Source organism: Streptomyces sp. NBC_00525, from assembly GCF_036346595.1.
GTDB lineage: Bacteria > Actinomycetota > Actinomycetes > Streptomycetales > Streptomycetaceae > Streptomyces.
Map to the genome: position 1 here is coordinate 119,143 of NZ_CP107834.1, position 15,494 is coordinate 134,636.

The following is a 15,494-nucleotide window of genomic DNA, read 5'->3' on the forward strand; positions in this document are numbered from 1 at the left end:
GGGAGGCGTGGGAGTGAGGGCATGAACGGCGACATGCTCTTCACGATCGGTGACCTGGCCCGGCGGACCGCGTTGACGGTCAAGACCATCCGGTTCTACTCGGACACCGGGATCGTGCCGCCGACCGACCGCAGCCCGGCCGGCTACCGGCTCTACGACATCGGCGCGCTCACGCGTCTTGATCTGGTGCGCACCTTGCGCGACCCGGGACTCGGCCTCGCCGTCATCCGGCGGATGCTGGACCGGGAGGTCTCGGTGCCCGAGGGCGCGGGCCGCGCATGCCGATGCCCTGGAGGCGCAGATCCGCACCCTGCGACTGCGACGCGCCGTGCTGCGCGCGGTGGCCAAACGTGGCTCCAGCCCCGAGGAGATGGACCTCATGCACAAGTTCGCGAAGCTTTCCGACGACGAACGCCGACGCCTGATCACCGACTTCATCGACGTCACCGGCTTGCACCACGACCTGACCGAGGCGGTCCGGGACAGCGCCGGCCGCGCGCTCGACGCGGGCATCGACCCGGCCTCGGCCGAGGCCGCACCCGTCATCGACGCCCTCACCGTCCGCTACGCCCAGATCTTCGGCCGCGCCGACGACACCGAACCGCGCCGCTGGCTGCTGACCCGCCTGGAGGTGGCCGGCGACCCCCGCGCGGAACGCTACTGGCGCTTGCTCGCCGTCATCAACGGCTGGCCCGTCCCGCCCAGCCCGGCCCAGGTGTTCACGTGGTTCAGGCACGCGTTGCGCGCCCACACCGGGCGGCCGTGCCCGGTGGAGTAGTCCCGCGCCCGGCGGCCGGGAGGAGGGCCCGACGTCCGAAACAGGTCGTCGGGACATCCGCGTGGAAGACCTTCGTGATGCTGCCTCACGTTTGGCGAGTCCCGCGCGTCCTCGTTTACAGAAGCCCGGCGGTGAGGGCCTGGGGACCAGACTCCCTAGTTCGGCTGGGGCAACAGCTATTCATGATCGGAGCACAGCCCGATGACGCAGTCGTCCGGTGGTCCCAGCGCGGACCGCTCAGTCGAAGAACACATCCTGCACCTGAAGAGCCGCGAGAAGCACTTCAAGCGGGTGATCGAGAAGCGCATCGCACGCGGACACGTCGAAGAGGTGTGGCAGGAAGCGCTCATCCGCATGTTCAAGCGTCTGCAGTCCGGGCCGCCGGTCGAGAAGCCGGACGCCTACATGGCGACCGTCTGCGGGAACGCGGCGACCGACGTGCTCCGCCAGCTCGGCAGGCATGCCGACGCCTTCGCCGGCGGAGACCTGGACGAGTTCAGCGAGGCCGCCATCATGATCGACTTCGACCGCGATGTGGATCTGGTGCGGATTCAGTCGGTCCTGCGCGAGGAACTGACCCCGCAGCAGCACAAGGTGTACATCCTCAAGCACTACTACGGACTCGACTCCCGCAGCATCGCCGAACTCGCCGGTGTGGCCAGCGACAGCGCGGTGCGCCAGATGATCCGGGCAGCCAACCGGAAGCTCCGGGAACCGGCGGTGATGCGCCGGCTCGCCGCGGAGGACTAGCCCTCCCCTCTGGCCTACGGCTCGGGGTACCGATTCCCCCCTCAGTTTCGGTACCCCCGACCCCAGACCGGAGGGGAGGGCTAGCCCGGCAGGGCGCGCCTTCTCCTGAGACCCCTACAGTCAAAGGAACATCATGATGTCCCACCGATTCACCGCCCCTCTTGTGATGGTGCTGACCCTGCTGTCAGTGCTCTGCACCCGTGTGTACCGGCTCATCGACAACCTGCTCACCGGTTCACCGGCATGGGGCCGGTCCCCCGCTCGCAACGCCACTGCCGCGCAGCCGCGTACTCACCGACTCGGTCGGCCGAACCTGGCCACGGACTAACGGGGGGGGAACGCTTGGACGATTTCTCGCAGAACCACCATGTAGCGCCACTCAACACAGGAATCACTGAACAGACCGATCTGCAGCACCAGCCGCATCGGGGGTAGCGCTGCGGCCACCGTTTCGGGGGAACCGGGCCCGTCGCTCACGCGACGGGCCCGGACCGCGTCGTAAGGAACAACAACCGCGCAGCCGGAACCACCCGCCACTCGCCGGCACCCCTCCTCGCACCACCAGGCGCTGCGACCCCGTCCCCCAAGGACTTCACCGACATGACCACCCCAGCCCAGCTCCGGGTCCAGAACCAGGCCCTCACCCGGGACCTGAAGCGAGCCACTACGAAGATCAAGTACCTCAAGATCGCGCTCGCCCTGATGACGGGCGTCATCGCGGCACTCGTCACCTATCTCGTCGTCCGCGGTCTCGACGCGACACCGCTCCTCAGCGTCGGCTGGAGCGCCAGCGCCTTCATCGTCACCACCGGCTTCGTCTTCACCGTCCAGGAGAAGATCGCGCACTCGTAGCGACGGACCGCCGCAGGAATCCGCCCCAAGGGGTGTCTGCCGCATCCCTTCGCGCCGGATCTGGCAGGGTGGTCCCCCTGCTCCCCTTCGACCTCGCCCGAACCCGGTACGGCAGCGTACGGGCTCCGAGATGCGGTCGCGCCCCGGCCGGCGAGGGGGCGCCCTTCGGGATTCGGCGGCGGGTGATTAATTGGGCTGCGCGCGGCTTTGTGCCTCCGCATACTGGCGGTTCGCGACTCCGAGAATCCCGAAGGAACGTTCCCGCGTGCAGGCCGCCGTCACCGTCACCCCCGCCCAGATCCCCGAACTGTTGCTGGGCCTCGCCACCGTGCGGCCCGTCTTCCTGTGGGGTGCGCCCGGAATCGGCAAGTCGTCGCTCGTAAGGAAGTTCGCCGAGTCCCTGGGGCTGGAGTGCGTCAGCCTGCTCGGAACCCAGCTCGCGCCGGAGGATCTCATCGGCGTGCCGCAGATCCGTGACGGCCGGTCCGTGTTCTGTCCGCCCGAGTCCATCGCCCGTGACGAGCCGTACTGCCTGTTCCTCGACGAGCTCAACGCGGCGACGCCCGACGTGCAGAAGGCGTTCTACTCGCTGATCCTGGACCGCCGCATCGGTGCCTACGAGCTGCCCGCCGGCTCGATCGTCATCGGGGCCGGCAACCGTGCCACGGACAACGCGCTGGCGCGGCCCATCGCCTCCGCGCTCGTCAACCGGCTCACCCATGTCCACCTCCGGGCCTCGGCCGCGGACTGGCTGGTGTGGGCGGCCGAGAACGGTGTTCACCCGTGGGTGACGGACTACCTCGCCGACCGCCCCGACCACCTGTGGTCGCAGCCGCCCAAGACCGAGGAGCCGTTCTCCACGCCCCGGTCCTGGCACATGCTGTCGGACGCCCTGCACTCCTTCGGGCCGGGGATCGACGAGGAGACGCTGAAGGTCGTCGTGCACGGCACGCTGACACCCGCTCACGCGGTCTCGTTCAGCGGCTACGCGAAGATCGTCCGTCATGCCTTCGGCCTCGATGCGATCCTCAAGGGCGACGCCTCCTGGCCGGGGCGGCCCGAGGACCGCGACCTGCTCTACTACCTGGCCGACGCGTTCCGGGGGCACCTGGTCAAGGAGCTGCCGCGCCAGAAGGAGCACGTCTCGCCGTCCCTGCGGCAGACCGCCTACCGGGCCAAGTCGCTGCTCGTGCGGCTCGCCGAGATCTCGGTCGAGGTCGCCCAGACCGTCATCGCGGACGACGCCGACGGGCTGCCCGTGCTGCCCGCGTGGTTCCTCGTGGAAGCCGCGCGGGACATGCCCCGGCTGGTCGAGGCCCGACGGTGACGGCGGCCGGCGGGCGCCGGGGCGGCGGCAAGGACGGGCAGAAGAAGACCGACCCCGCCACCGAGGCGTTCGCCGCCGGGCTCGCCCTCGTCAAGCGCAATCCGGCGTTCGCGGCGCTGGAGGCGTCGGTGTGCCGCCAGGACGCGTGCACGCTGGCCCCGGCCGGTGGGCTGGCCGCCGTCACGTCGAACGGCACCATCCACGCCCACCCCACCAAACGGGCCGATCCGGCGGAGTGGGCATGGGCGCTCGGCCACTGTCTGCTGCACCTCGGCTTCGGCCATGTGCCCGCATCGGCGGACGGACCGCGCGAACAGCCGGACCGCTTCGACGTCGCGGCACGCTGCGCGGTCGTCAACCGCTTCCTGGTCAGCCATCCGGTGGGCCGGGCGCCCATCGCGCTGCCGGAGTCGTTCCCGGGTGGCGACGAGGAGCTGCTCGCCGCCCGGTGGCGCCGCGACGGCATTCCCGCCGCGTACGAACACTGCGGCACGGCGGGCAAGCGCCCGGACCAGGTCCTCGCCACCTGGAACGCCTGGAATTCCGCGGTCCCGGACTGGGAGACCGCCTTCGCGCACGCGCTGACCCGCAGCGTGTCCGCCGCGATGGACGTGGCCGGTGGCCGCCGCGACCGGACCACCGGAGAGCTCGCACCCCAGCGGCCCTGGGACCGTGCCCTGAACTGGTTCATCTCCTCCTATCCCCTGCTGGGCGGGCTCGCCGCGGGTCTGAAGATCGTGGCCGACGCCGAGCTGGCCCGGGCGCAGGGCATCGCCATCGCGGCGGTGAGCCCGGTCGCGGGCGAGATCTACATCAACCCGCTGCGCGGGTTCACCGACGAGGAATGGCGTTTCGTCCTCGCGCACGAGATGCTGCACGCCGCGCTGCGGCACGGCGAACGCCGTGGAGGCCGCGACCCGTTTCTCTTCAACGTGGCCGCCGACTACGTCGTCAACGACTGGCTGGTCCAGATGCGCGTCGGCGACATGCCCGAGGGGCTGCTGTACGACCCGGACCTGCGGGGCCTGTCCGCCGAGGAGGTGTACGACCGCATCGCGCACGATCTGCGCCGCCACCGCAGGCTTGCGACCCTGCGGGGCAAAGGTGCCGGGGACATCCTCGGCGAGCCGCTGCCGCATGCCGGTGCCCGGCCGTACACCGACCTGGACGAGTTCTACCGGCGCGGTCTGGTGCAGGGTTTCGACCTGCACCAGTACGGGCAGCGCGGCCTCCTGCCCGCAGGGCTGATCGAGGAGATCCGCGCCCTGTCGCACCCGCCCGTGCCGTGGGACGCGCGACTGGCCCGCTGGTTCGACGAGTACGTTCCCCGCCCGGAGCTCGTACGCTCGTACGCGCGTCCGGCACGGCGGCAGGCCGCGACGCCCGACATCCCCCGCGCCGGCCGGTACTTCCCGCCCCAGGAGACGGCCCGCTGCACCTTCGGCGTCGTGCTGGACACCTCCGGCTCGATGAACAGCACCCTGCTCGGCAAGGCTCTCGGTGCCATCGCCTCGTACGCCGAGGCCCGAGACGTGCCCGCGGCACGCGTGGTCTTCTGCGACGCCGCCCCCTACGACGCCGACTACCTGCCGCCCGCCGAGATCGCCGGCCGGGTGCGGATACGCGGCCGCGGCGGTACCGAACTCCAGCCCGGCATCGATCTGTTGCAGCGGGCGGACGACTTCCCGCCGGCCGCACCGGTCCTCGTCATCACCGACGGCTGGTGCGATGTCCTGCGGATTCGCCGTGAGCACGCCTACCTGATACCGCAGGGGGCGTCGCTGCCGTTCACCCCGCGCGGCCCGGTGTTCCGGCTGACCTAGGTGGAGTGCGGCCGAGGCCGTCAGGTGCCTGCCGTACGTGCCCCGAGTACCGGTAGCAGCCGCAGTTTTTCGTCGTCCGGCGAACCCGGGGTTGCGGTGTATACCAGCAGTGTCTGGTTCTGCTCCGGGTCCAGGAGGACCTGGCACTGGAGGGTGAGGACGCCCAGCTCGGGATGGCGTACGAGTTTGGGGTCCACCCGTGGCACGTCGATCTCGTGCGCGCTCCACAGGGTGGCGAACTCCGTGCTGCGTTCCAGCAGGAGGTCGCGCAGGTGCTCGGCGCGACCCCCTGTCCCCTGGCGTGAGTAGGCGGCGCGCAGGCCGGAGGCGAAGAAGCGGCTGTGCAGCGGGTGGTCCTGCTCCGGGTACAGCAGCCGGGCGGCGGGGTCGGTGAACCAGCGGTAGGTGAGGCTGCGTTCAGGCCCGGTGAACTGTGTCTGGTCGCCGAGGAGCGCGATGGCCGCCGGTGTCTGGGCGAGGGTTTCCGCCACGTCGCTGACGACCTGCGCCGGCGTGTCGTCCAGCCGCCCGAGGATGCGCATCAGGCCGGGCGTGATGTGGTCGGAGCGCAGGTTCCCGGGGCGGGATGGAGTGTTGTGTCCGGCGATACGGAACAGGTGGTCGCGTTCGGCGAGCGAGAGGCGCAGGCCGCGGGCGATGGCGGCGAGCATCGGCTCCGACGGCTGCGGCCCGCGCTGTTGCTCCAGTCGGCTGTAGTAGTCGGTCGACATGCCGCTCAGCGCCGCTGCCTCCTCCCGGCGCAGGCCGCGGGTGCGGCGGCGCGGCCCGCGGGGCAGTCCCACGTCCTCCGGTTGCAGGGCTTCGCGGCGGGTGCGGAGGAAGTCCGCGAGTTGTGCTCGGTCCACGGTTCCAGTCTCCCTCGTGGTTCCGGTGCCTGGGGTCCGGGCCGGTGGGTGGAGGTGTCCGGGTCGCCGGTCCGGGCGGCCCGGGTCCCTTCACAGCAGCATGCCGCCCGATGCCTCGATGCGCTGCCCGGTGACCCAGGACGTGCCCTCGGCGAGCAGCGCGGCAGCGGCGGCGCCGATGTCGTCGGGTTCGCCGGGGCGGCCCATCGCGGTGACGCCGCTCATCGTGGCGCGCATGTCCTCGTTGTCGCGGACGCCGCCGCCGCCGAAGTCGGTGCCGGTGGCACCGGGTGCGAGGGCGTTGACCGCGATGCCGCGCGGCCCCAGCTCCTTGGCCAGGTAGCGGGTGAGGACCTCGACGGCCCCCTTGGCCGCGGCGTAGGCCGCGGTCGGTGCGGCGACGAAGCGGGTCAGGCCGGTGGAGACGTTGAGGATGCGGCCGCGGTCCGCGATCAGGGGCAGCAGGGCCTGGGTGAGGAAGAAGACGCCCTTGACGTGGACGTCCATCAGCCCGTCGAACTGCTCCTCGGTGGTCTCTTCGAACGATGCGTACACGCCGTGTCCGGCGTTGTTGACGAGGATGTCGAGAGCGTCGCGGCCCCACTCCCGGGCCAGCGCCTCGCGCACCTGGGCGGTGAAGGCGGGGAACGTGGCGGTGTCCGCGGTGTCCAGCCGCAGGGCGATCGCGGTGCGGCCCAGCTTGCGGGCCGCCTCCACGACGGCCTCGGCCTCGTCGGCGTGCGAGCGGTAGGTGAGGATCAGGTCGGTGCCGGACTCGGCGAGGTGCAGGGCGGTGCTGCGGCCGAGGCCGCGGTTGGCGCCGGTGATCAGGGCGATGCGGGTCATGATGGCTCCGTTGGGTTCGAGGTGCGGGCGGACCGGCCGGTCCGTCGCCGCCTTCCACTCAACGATCGCGCGGGCCCGGGGGCAAATGAAGGCCGCAGTTATCCAGGGATCGTGAATCCCCCCTTCAGCATCCGTCCCGCCGGGTGGTGGCCGTAACATGACCGTGCCGACCTCGGGTAGCGGCACGGCCACTGAGAGCCACGTCTGCCGGCAGGCAGGGGCTCAGTCGCGTGCCGGATGGATGGCGGTGACCAGCCAGGAGCTGCTGTGCAGCCACACCCCGCTGTCAGTCTCGTAGGGCTGCAGGGTGGCTGTCAGTGCCTGGCGCGCCGCCGTCCGCGAGGCCGGCGTTGCCTGGTCGAGCAGGTGGCGTACGGGGCCGGAGTCCAGCATGAACGCTGTGGCGTCCTCGGTGTCGGCTCCCCACTTCCCCGGCACTCGAATGTGCTGCACCTGCACCTTCTGGAACCCGGCGGCGGCGAGCAGATCCTGAATGTGGCCGGGGTCGGTGAGGGAGAACATGCCGGGGGCGCCGGTCTTCCCGAACCCGCCGAGCGGCAGGATGTCCTTGAGCGGGGCCATGGCGGCGAGCCACTCGTTGCCCTCCGGCTCGGCCGCACAGATGAACGCCAGCCGGCCACCGGGGCGCAGTGCGCGGTGGAAGTTGGCGAATGCGGCGGCCGGGTCGGTGAAGAAGGTCATGCCGTACCGGCTGATGATCGCGTCGAACGTTCCGTCCCCCAGGGGGTGGACCTGCGCATCGCCGCGCACGAAGTCCGCGTTCGCCACTCCTTCGCGTACGGCGCTCTCCCGAGCCTTGTTCAGCATCGGTTCCGACAGGTCCAGGCCGAGCGCCCGGCCGCGTACGGCATGGCGGGCGGCGAGGCGCGTCGTACGGCCGGCTCCGCAGCCGACGTCCAGCACGGTGTCGGAGTCGAGGATGCCCGCAGCGTCCAGAAGTGGCTGGTTGAAGCCGTCGTTGACGGCGTCCCACCGCTCCTGGCTGCGGGCCCACTGCGCGCCCTCGTATCCGTTCCACGCCTCGGCCTGCGCGGTGTTGGCGAACTGCCCCATGGTTGAGCTCCCTCCCGCCGGGCGCGACAAGGCGTCCCGGCCCTAGAATGGGCAAGTGCCCAAAATAGTATGGGCGCCCGCCCATACTTGCAACGACCAGGACGACAGGGGAAGTTGTGTCACCTCGTGGAGTAGCGATTCCGGATCTGCGCGAGCGGCTGTTCGCGGCGGCGGAACGGGTGGCGGCCCGCGATGGCGCCGCCGCGTTGACCAGCCGCGCGATCACCGCGGAGGCGGGCTGCGCCAAGGGCGTGCTGCACACGCATTTCGCCGGCCTGGACGAGTTCGTCGCCGAACTGGTCCTGGACCGCTTCGCCCGCAGCGCCCGCCAGGCCCAGGCCCTGGAGGCCAAAGTGGGCCACGCCACGGTCGCGGAGAACCTCCAGGACGTTGTCGGGGCTCTGCTGGACTCTCTTCCGCCCGCGGTGGTGGGCCTGGCGATCACCCGCCCAGCGGCCGCGGCGCACACCCGCGACGGCCTCCGGTCCGGCGCGCCCGCCTTCGACGCGATCCAGCACGCCGTCGCTTCGTACCTCCAGGCGGAACAGCACGTCGGCCGGATTCCGGCGGACAGCGACGCCGCCACCATCGCGCTCGCCCTCGTCGGCACGACCCACCACTTGCTGATGACCGGCAGCCCTGAACAAACCACCGACAGCACGGCGACCGTAGAACGACTGCTGGCAGCACTCCTCCCACGCTGAGGCCCAGCCGACGACGCCTCTGTTGCGTCTGGCGGCGGCGTACCAGGGTGCAGGAGTGAGCCGTGCTGCCGGCATCTTCCGGGACGCGGGGCAGGGAGCCGACAGCTGCGGCCGAAGCCGGTGACGGGTCCGTACGCGGTTGGGGTGAAGAGTCTGGGCGAGCCAAGGCGGGATGGGGCTGACCGGATTCGAACCGGTGTCCTCCCACATGTCGTGAGGGCGCGACAACCGCTGCGCTACGAGCCCCATCCCGCCACGATCATACGACTCACCCGCGCCCACCGCTCCGACATTTGGATGGGCGCCCGGTCCTGGGGTCCGGCTCTGGTGATCGTTAGGTTCGGGGCCATGACGATCACGTATGAGTGGCGGGGCGACGTCGACAACTCAGCGCTCAACCAGCTGCATGCCGAAGGGTTCGGTCATCCAGTCGAGCAGACCGACTGGTGTGCAAGGCTTCAACGTCACAGCCTCGGCTGGGTCTGCACCCGGGAAGGTGATCGTTTGATCGGCTTCGTCAACGTCGCCTGGGACGGCGGCGTCCATGCGTTTGTCCTGGACACGGTCGTAGCTCAGCCCAATCGTTCGAGTGGAGTGGGAGCCGCGCTGGTCAAGGCAGCTGCTGAGGGATGCCGCGCTGCGGGGTGCGAGTGGCTGCATGTCGACTTCGAAGGGCACTTGCGATCGTTCTACTTCGATGCCTGCGGGTTCAGGGAGACCGCTGCAGGGCTGCTCGCCCTGTGACCCCGGCCTCCCGCCGTTGGAGGCCGAGGTCGGGTGTACGGCTGGGCAACTCCACCCGCGCCGCCGCCATACGGCCGGAGGGCGTCAGCCAGAGAGGTTTCCGGCAGCCGTCCGCTGGGGGGCGGCCACAACACGGGTCGGTTGTCTCACGGGGCCGGCGTCGTCGCGTTGTCGGTGAACCTCTTGCGCCAGGCGAGTGCGACGTAGACCAGGCCGATCAGCACCGGTACTTCGATGAGGGGGCCGACAACCCCGGACAGGGCCTGGCCGGAGGTGACACCGAAGGTGGCGATGGCGACCGCGATGGCCAGCTCGAAGTTGTTGCCCGCAGCGGTGAAGGCGAGGGTTGCGGTGCGGTCGTAGGCCAGGTCCAGACCCTTGCCCAGGAGGAAGGTCCCGAAGAACATCAGGGCGAAGTAGACCAGCAGCGGCAGCGCGATCCGGGCGACGTCCAGCGGCTGGGAGGTGATGGTCCTGCCCTGGAGGGCGAAGAGGATGACGATCGTGAACAGCAGCCCGTACAGCGCCCACGGACCGACCCTCGGGAGGAACTTGGCCTCGTAGTCGGCGCGGCCGAGCTTCTTCTCGCCCAGGCGGCGGGTGAGGAACCCGGCTGCGAGTGGGATGCCGAGGAAGATGACGACGTTCAGAGCGATCTTCCCCATGGAGATGTCGAGACGCTCGCCGTCACCGAGGCCGAGCCAGCCGGGCAGAAGGTCGAGATACAGCCAGCCGAGCAGGCCGAACGCCAGGACCTGGAAGACGGAGTTCAGTGCGACGAGAACGGCGGCGGCCTCGCGGTCGCCGCAGGCCAGGTCGTTCCAGATGATGACCATCGCGATGCACCGGGCCAGGCCCACGATGATCAGGCCGGTGCGGTACTCGGGCAGGTCCGGCAGGAAGATCCACGCCAGCGCGAACATGACCGCAGGTCCCACGAGCCAGTTGATGACCAGCGACGAGACCATGAGCTTCTTGTCGCCGGTCACGCGGTCGAACCGGTCGTAGCGGACCTTCGCCAGCACCGGATACATCATGACCAGCAGGCCGAGCGCGATCGGCAGCGAGACCCCACCGATCTCCACCTTCACCAGCGCGTCGCCAAGGCCGGGGACGAGCCGGCCGAGCCCGAGACCGGCGGCCATGGCAAGCAGAATCCACACCGCGAGGTAGCGGTCGAGGGTGGAGAGCTTCCTGACGATCGAGTCGCCCCCGGCCGCGTCTGCGCTCGCGGCGCGAGCGGTGGTGGGCTCGGTGGCGGTCATGAGCAGGCCCTCTTGTTCTCGGCGGCGGCGCGGGCGGATGCGGCGAGTTCGGCGAACTGCTCGGAGAGCCCGGCGAGGACGTCGGGCTTGAGCTTGTAGTAGGTGTAGCGGCCGCACGGCTCGGTCTCCACCAGCCCGGCCTCACGCAACACCTTCATGTGGTTCGACAGGTTGGTCTGCCGGGCCCCGGTCTCCTCCACCAGGTGCGTGGTGCACAGCGTCTCGCGCGCCAGCAGGGTCACGATCCGCATCCGGAGCGGATCGCCCAGTGCCCGGATCACATCAGCGTCGACTGAAGTCAGCATGCACCGACATTCTCACATCAACACCTACTGATACCAGCAGATACTGATGTGACGGTTGACGCGCAGCCACCGCTACTCGGGGGGGCGTCGTTCACGCCCCCAGAGCCCCGAGGCGAGACCGCCCGCCCTGCCCGTCTGCGTCCACAACGGGGACCGCTCCCAGGCGGTCGCCGTCGCGATGACCGAGGCCAGCATCAACTCGGGATACGTTGCCGGTTCAAAACTGGCAGGCCTCCTCGGCGAAGGCCGTGTCGAGCGGTTTCTCGTGCGGACGTCGTGCAGGGCCTCGACCTTCCGGTGGTCGCGAACCGTCTGCGCGCATCGGGCGGCGCGTTGCTGCTCGATGGTCAGGCCGGTGACGGCATAGACAGCGGGAGGGCCCTCCTGCCCGCCTCTCGGTCGATCGGGCGGCGCTCGATCTGCACGGCCTGCTGGGAACCGGTGAGGCACGGATGCTCCACTGCGGCGACCTTGTCTACACCGGATCTCGGCGCGGCCGTTTCCGATGTCACGAGTCCGGCCCTGGAGCGGGTTGTCCGCCCAAGGCAGGGACATCGTCTGCCTGCACGGCTTCTTCTGGCGGACCTTGGCGATAGCGATGCAGTGGGCGCGGCGGCGTAGAAGGTAGTCGGCGTGCTCGCGCTGGGTACGGAGTGCGTCATTGGTGAGCGCGGTTCCGGCGAAGCCGACGGCGGTGTCCAGCAGCGGCCGGAAGCGGCGAGATCGCCGTGGGCCCGCACGGGCTGTCGAGAAGCGTCAACCAATGTCAGCGGAGCGGGCTGGCGCCGTGCAGGGCTTGCAAGATGTGTGGCCAGGCGGCGGCCCCCAGCGCTGCGTCGTCGGCGTCGGTCCCCCCGTAGCGCAGATGCGTCGGCGGAGTGACTGGTCCTTCACCTGGGAGGCGGGGACGGTGGCCGGCAGCGCGCCGTTCGACTAGTACGGTGGGCAACCCAACGGCAGCCCGGCGGTCCCTCAGCGCCCGTGCGGCGGGCAGGCAGGGCCAGGTCCGGTCGTCTCCGCCGGCTACCAGGACAAGCTCGGCTGCGGTGTTCTCCACGGGGATGGCCGAAGTTTCATACTGCTCGGGGTAGAGCTTGCGACTGCGCTCGTACCAGCCACGAAGGGACACCAGTCCGTCCTCGTCGGGTGGTTCCGGCTTCCATGCCTCGTCCAGCGGCACGAACGGGAGCGGCTCTCCGCGCCAGGTCCATGACGAGCGCCAGGGCCGACTCCGACCGTCCGTGCCGGGGCCCAGGTTTGGCCATGTCACTGAGGTGGGCGACAGTGCGACGACGGCGTCGATACGCTGGTCGAGGACGGACAGCCACAGCGCGGCCTCGGCTCCCTTGGACAGGCCGAGCACGCCAAGACGCTCGATGCCTTGGGAGTGCAGAAGGTCCAGGGCGTGCGTGAACGTCTCGATCGGGATCTCGCAGATTCCAGGCGCCTGGCCCTCGCCGCCGTACCAGCGGAGTCCCAAAGCCACCAACCCGCTACGCGCAAGCGATCGGCATCGCTGCTCGGTGCCGGGGCCGTAGGAGCCGTGCAGAACGAGCACCCCGATCCGGCCTCCTGCGGCTGGCCTCACCAGCACGCCCTCGACGGGTCCGGCGATTTCCTGCTTGATGATGACCATGTTTCCCCGTAGACCGTTCCGGAAGATTCTGCCACCAGGCGACGGTAGGTCTCACCATCGACCAGCGCGGCGGAGCGACCCCATGCATACGCTCCGATTCAGCATGAACCGGGTGTCGCTCCGCTGCACCGAAGCCTTGCAGCGTGGCACCAGCTCTGAGGCGGATTGGACACCGGAAAGAAGAGCCACCACACAGTGGTGATCGACACGACCGGCAAGCAGCTTCTTCGCGGACATACGCATCGACCGGACTGAGTACTACAGCTCATCGCCGACACGCCGGCGACATCGGACGACGTCCTGCGGGCCGTCAACATCAACACGGGCGTCGCCCTCAGTCGGCCCGATATGGGACCATCCTCGGCACCGAGTTCATCGTCGTGGCCGGTGGAGACATGGACCACCATCGCGACCTTCATCCGGCCATGTGTTTATCAGCCCAGTTCACCGCACTGTTTGCTCGGCATCAATGGTCTACTACGACAGGAAGCGCACGAAGGACCATCAGCTTCGAGGGGCGAAGCCGGGTAGTAGATGACGCCACGTGCAAGAAGAATCTGGGCCGCGGAGGCTTCTACGTCGGCGGTCCGGATACGCGGCTGGCAGACCGTCGCACCCGTGTAAATCGCCGGCGGCGCCACCCGGGGGCCGGACTCTTCACTCACCCCGCACTGCTGAGAACACTGGCCGATCTGGCGGCCTTCTCGATCTTCGCGCAGTAGGCAGCGCGCGCTTCCTCGTCGATCTGGACCTCGTGTTCGGGGCGCATCCCGGATCGGCCGTCGACGCCTTCTCGCAGGATGTCTGCGTGCCCGGCATGCCGGTTGGTCTCGCCAAGGACATGGACCAGGATGGCGAACAGGTTCGTGCTGGAATACGGCTCCGGCCACCACGGCACGTGACCGGCGGCATCGAGGGGAAGCTCGTTGATCGTCGCGTCCGAGTGTTCCCACGTGCGCCGGTACAGCCCGATGATCTGATCGCGGGTCTCGTCCTCAGCGGCCCACAGATCGCTGCCGTCGTGGTCCTGCCACCGAGGCAGCGGCTCCGGGGACGGACGGTCGAAAACTTCGCCGAAGTACCTGGCCTCGACGTTGGCCACGTGTTTCACCAAGCCGAGAAGGTTGGTCCCTGTCGCTGTCAACGGTCGGCGTGCGTCGTACTCGGACAGGCCGTCGAGCTTCCAGAGCAGGGCCTCGCGGTCCCGCCGCAGTCTCCCGTGCAGGTTGTCCCTCGCGAATTCATCGATCATGCGATGTGAGCCTGTCATGGGCTGCTCGCGGCCTCAAGATCCAGCAGGTGGAACACAGTGACCGGCACAGCCGGAGCCTGCCGGCAACGGTGAGGCGCGGACAGGCTGCGCCTATCCCGGCCCAGGCAACGTGCTTGTGGACGGGGCGGGGGCCTGCGAATCACCCTGTGAAAGGTGAAAGGCCGGCGGCGCGCGCAGTTCGAGCCCTGCGGCTTCGAGACGCTGTTGACGCATCCGGGTCCACTGAATTGAGGCACGACAGCTTTCACGGCACTGTGCCAAGATTCGAAGGTGGAGATGAACGACGTCACGCGCGCGATCGCGGCAGCGACTTCGGTCGCCGCATCGCTCGACCTGCCGGTCAACGATGCAATCGTTCTCCAGAACTCGAACAAGCTGGCTTTGCGGCTGACACCATGCGACGTCTTCGCCCGAGTCGCCCATGTGGGGCACGAGGTTGCAGAGTTCGAAGTCGAGCTCGCCCAGCGGCTCGCCGAGGTCGGGTGCCCGACGTGTCCCCTGGAGCCGCGGGCGGACCCGCGCGTGTACACGAACGATGGCTTCGCCGTAACGCTGTGGACCTACTACGAGCCCGTGACACCCCATGTCTCACCAGTCGACTACGCCAAGGCACTGGAACGGCTGCACGCCGGAATGCGCGAGGTCGATGTGCCGAGCCCGATGTTCACCGACCGGATCACGGAGGCGGAGGCAGTTGTCGCCGATCCGCATCGATCGCCAGGGCTCGCCGATGCGGACCGCGTGTTTCTCAGCGACAGGCTCGCAAGCCTACGACGGGCGATCGACGACCGGGGCGCCATGGAACAACTGCTCCACGGCGAGCCGCATCCAGGCAACGTACTCAGCACGAAGAACGGGCCGTTGTTCATCGACCTTGAGACGTGCTGCCGTGGCCCCGTCGAGTTCGATCTCGCCCATGCTCCCGAGGCGGTCTGTGCGCACTATCCCAACGTTGACCAAGAGCTTCTGGACGAGTGTCGGCAACTCGTTATCGCAATGGTCGCCGCGTGGCGTTGGGAGCTTGGCGACCAGTTTCCGAATGGCAGGCGATTCGGAGAGGAGTTCCTGCGCCTGCTGCGCAACGGTCCTCCTTGGCCGACACTCGACACGGTTGCCGGACGAGTCGATGGCCTTCGGTAGAGATGACCGCCGGGCAAATTGGTCTCGTGGTAGCTGGGAGGCGGGAGCCCAGCAGTGGCACCGTCATTTCCCAACTAGCGTTCTGAGTCGTCAGTTCGTTTGCAAGTGCGG

The 15,494-nt window shown here is 69.1% G+C and carries 14 protein-coding genes, 1 tRNA gene and 1 pseudogene; 8 read left to right on the forward strand and 8 right to left on the reverse strand.

The genetic code is table 11. The features are described 5' to 3' along the window. Window positions 1-21 precede the first annotated feature (21 nt). From OG710_RS00530 to OG710_RS00550, 5 genes and pseudogenes are all read left to right on the forward strand, one after another. A pseudogene (locus OG710_RS00530) lies at window positions 22-778 on the forward strand (MerR family transcriptional regulator). 201 nt (window positions 779-979) lie between these two features. Then, entirely contained in the window at window positions 980-1,528 is a 549-nt protein-coding gene (locus tag OG710_RS00535) for a sigma-70 family RNA polymerase sigma factor (protein WP_330237562.1), read from the forward strand. Window positions 1,529-2,128: 600 nt separating this feature from the next. Further along, a complete protein-coding gene (locus tag OG710_RS00540; protein ID WP_330237563.1) occupies window positions 2,129-2,380 on the forward strand; it encodes a hypothetical protein in 252 nt (83 codons plus the stop codon). Window positions 2,381-2,645: 265 nt separating this feature from the next. Beyond that, window positions 2,646-3,707, forward strand: a complete 1,062-nt coding sequence (locus OG710_RS00545; protein WP_330237564.1) for an ATP-binding protein — start codon at window positions 2,646-2,648, stop codon at window positions 3,705-3,707. After that, the gene (locus OG710_RS00550) at window positions 3,704-5,530 is read left to right on the forward strand and encodes a vWA domain-containing protein (protein WP_330237565.1); all 1,827 of its coding nucleotides are present in this window, start codon (window positions 3,704-3,706) and stop codon (window positions 5,528-5,530) included. Before OG710_RS00545 ends, OG710_RS00550 begins: the two co-directional genes overlap by 4 nt. Before the next feature lie 20 nt (window positions 5,531-5,550). On the opposite strand, the gene OG710_RS00555 is transcribed toward OG710_RS00550, so the two are convergent. The 3 genes from OG710_RS00555 to OG710_RS00565 all read right to left on the reverse strand — a co-directional run bounded on the left by OG710_RS00555 (window position 5,551) and on the right by OG710_RS00565 (window position 8,316). Then, window positions 5,551-6,396 (reverse strand): helix-turn-helix transcriptional regulator, encoded by an 846-nt coding sequence (locus OG710_RS00555; protein WP_330237566.1) that lies wholly within the window; start codon window positions 6,394-6,396, stop codon window positions 5,551-5,553. A 90-nt stretch (window positions 6,397-6,486) separates the two neighbouring features. Beyond that, on the reverse strand, window positions 6,487-7,242 hold the full coding sequence (locus OG710_RS00560; RefSeq protein ID WP_330237567.1) for an SDR family NAD(P)-dependent oxidoreductase: 756 nt from the start codon (window positions 7,240-7,242) through the stop codon (window positions 6,487-6,489). Window positions 7,243-7,464: 222 nt separating this feature from the next. Then, entirely contained in the window at window positions 7,465-8,316 is an 852-nt protein-coding gene (locus OG710_RS00565; protein ID WP_330237568.1) for a class I SAM-dependent methyltransferase, read from the reverse strand. 116 nt (window positions 8,317-8,432) lie between these two features. Here OG710_RS00565 and OG710_RS00570 point away from each other — a divergent pair, with 116 nt between their 5' ends. Then, window positions 8,433-9,020: a TetR family transcriptional regulator gene (locus OG710_RS00570; RefSeq protein WP_330237569.1), complete on the forward strand. Its 588-nt coding sequence runs from the start codon at window positions 8,433-8,435 to the stop codon at window positions 9,018-9,020. A gap of 173 nt (window positions 9,021-9,193) precedes the next feature. Here OG710_RS00570 and OG710_RS00575 read toward each other — a convergent pair. After that, window positions 9,194-9,267, reverse strand: a tRNA-Val gene (locus OG710_RS00575). Between the two features lie 101 nt (window positions 9,268-9,368). Here OG710_RS00575 and OG710_RS00580 point away from each other — a divergent pair. Further along, a complete protein-coding gene (locus OG710_RS00580) occupies window positions 9,369-9,764 on the forward strand; it encodes a GNAT family N-acetyltransferase (RefSeq protein WP_330237570.1) in 396 nt (131 codons plus the stop codon). A 146-nt stretch (window positions 9,765-9,910) separates the two neighbouring features. Here the strand turns inward: OG710_RS00580 and arsB are convergent, their stop codons facing one another. From arsB to OG710_RS00600, 4 genes are all read right to left on the reverse strand, one after another. Further along, window positions 9,911-11,029, reverse strand: coding sequence for an ACR3 family arsenite efflux transporter (arsB, locus tag OG710_RS00585; protein WP_330237571.1), 1,119 nt, complete (start codon window positions 11,027-11,029; stop codon window positions 9,911-9,913). Continuing rightward, on the reverse strand, window positions 11,026-11,334 hold the full coding sequence (locus OG710_RS00590) for an ArsR/SmtB family transcription factor (RefSeq protein ID WP_330237572.1): 309 nt from the start codon (window positions 11,332-11,334) through the stop codon (window positions 11,026-11,028). Before OG710_RS00590 ends, arsB begins: the two co-directional genes overlap by 4 nt. A gap of 766 nt (window positions 11,335-12,100) precedes the next feature. Then, entirely contained in the window at window positions 12,101-12,970 is an 870-nt protein-coding gene (locus tag OG710_RS00595; RefSeq protein WP_330237573.1) for an acyl-CoA thioester hydrolase/BAAT C-terminal domain-containing protein, read from the reverse strand. Between the two features lie 661 nt (window positions 12,971-13,631). Continuing rightward, window positions 13,632-14,222 carry a DinB family protein gene (locus tag OG710_RS00600; RefSeq protein ID WP_330237574.1) on the reverse strand — a complete coding sequence of 197 codons (591 nt, stop codon included), beginning with the start codon at window positions 14,220-14,222 and terminating at the stop codon, window positions 13,632-13,634. Window positions 14,223-14,519: 297 nt separating this feature from the next. On the opposite strand from OG710_RS00600, the gene OG710_RS00605 reads away from it, so the two are divergent. Then, window positions 14,520-15,383: a phosphotransferase enzyme family protein gene (locus OG710_RS00605; protein WP_330242117.1), complete on the forward strand. Its 864-nt coding sequence runs from the start codon at window positions 14,520-14,522 to the stop codon at window positions 15,381-15,383. Window positions 15,384-15,494 lie beyond the last annotated feature (111 nt).

Bases quoted from the DNA above. Each gene is read 5' to 3' on its own strand.
- OG710_RS00535 (WP_330237562.1), top strand. From the start codon at position 980: ATGACGCAGTCGTCCGGTGGTCCCAGCGCGGACCGCTCAGTCGAAGAA.
- OG710_RS00540 (WP_330237563.1), top strand. From the start codon at position 2,129: ATGACCACCCCAGCCCAGCTCCGGGTCCAGAACCAGGCCCTCACCCGG.
- OG710_RS00560 (WP_330237567.1), bottom strand. From the start codon at position 7,242: ATGACCCGCATCGCCCTGATCACCGGCGCCAACCGCGGCCTCGGCCGC.
- OG710_RS00565 (WP_330237568.1), bottom strand. From the start codon at position 8,316: ATGGGGCAGTTCGCCAACACCGCGCAGGCCGAGGCGTGGAACGGATAC.
- OG710_RS00580 (WP_330237570.1), top strand. From the start codon at position 9,369: ATGACGATCACGTATGAGTGGCGGGGCGACGTCGACAACTCAGCGCTC.
- arsB (WP_330237571.1), bottom strand. From the start codon at position 11,029: ATGACCGCCACCGAGCCCACCACCGCTCGCGCCGCGAGCGCAGACGCG.
- OG710_RS00590 (WP_330237572.1), bottom strand. From the start codon at position 11,334: ATGCTGACTTCAGTCGACGCTGATGTGATCCGGGCACTGGGCGATCCG.
- OG710_RS00595 (WP_330237573.1), bottom strand. From the start codon at position 12,970: ATGGTCATCATCAAGCAGGAAATCGCCGGACCCGTCGAGGGCGTGCTG.
- OG710_RS00600 (WP_330237574.1), bottom strand. From the start codon at position 14,222: ATGATCGATGAATTCGCGAGGGACAACCTGCACGGGAGACTGCGGCGG.
- OG710_RS00605 (WP_330242117.1), top strand. From the start codon at position 14,520: ATGAACGACGTCACGCGCGCGATCGCGGCAGCGACTTCGGTCGCCGCA.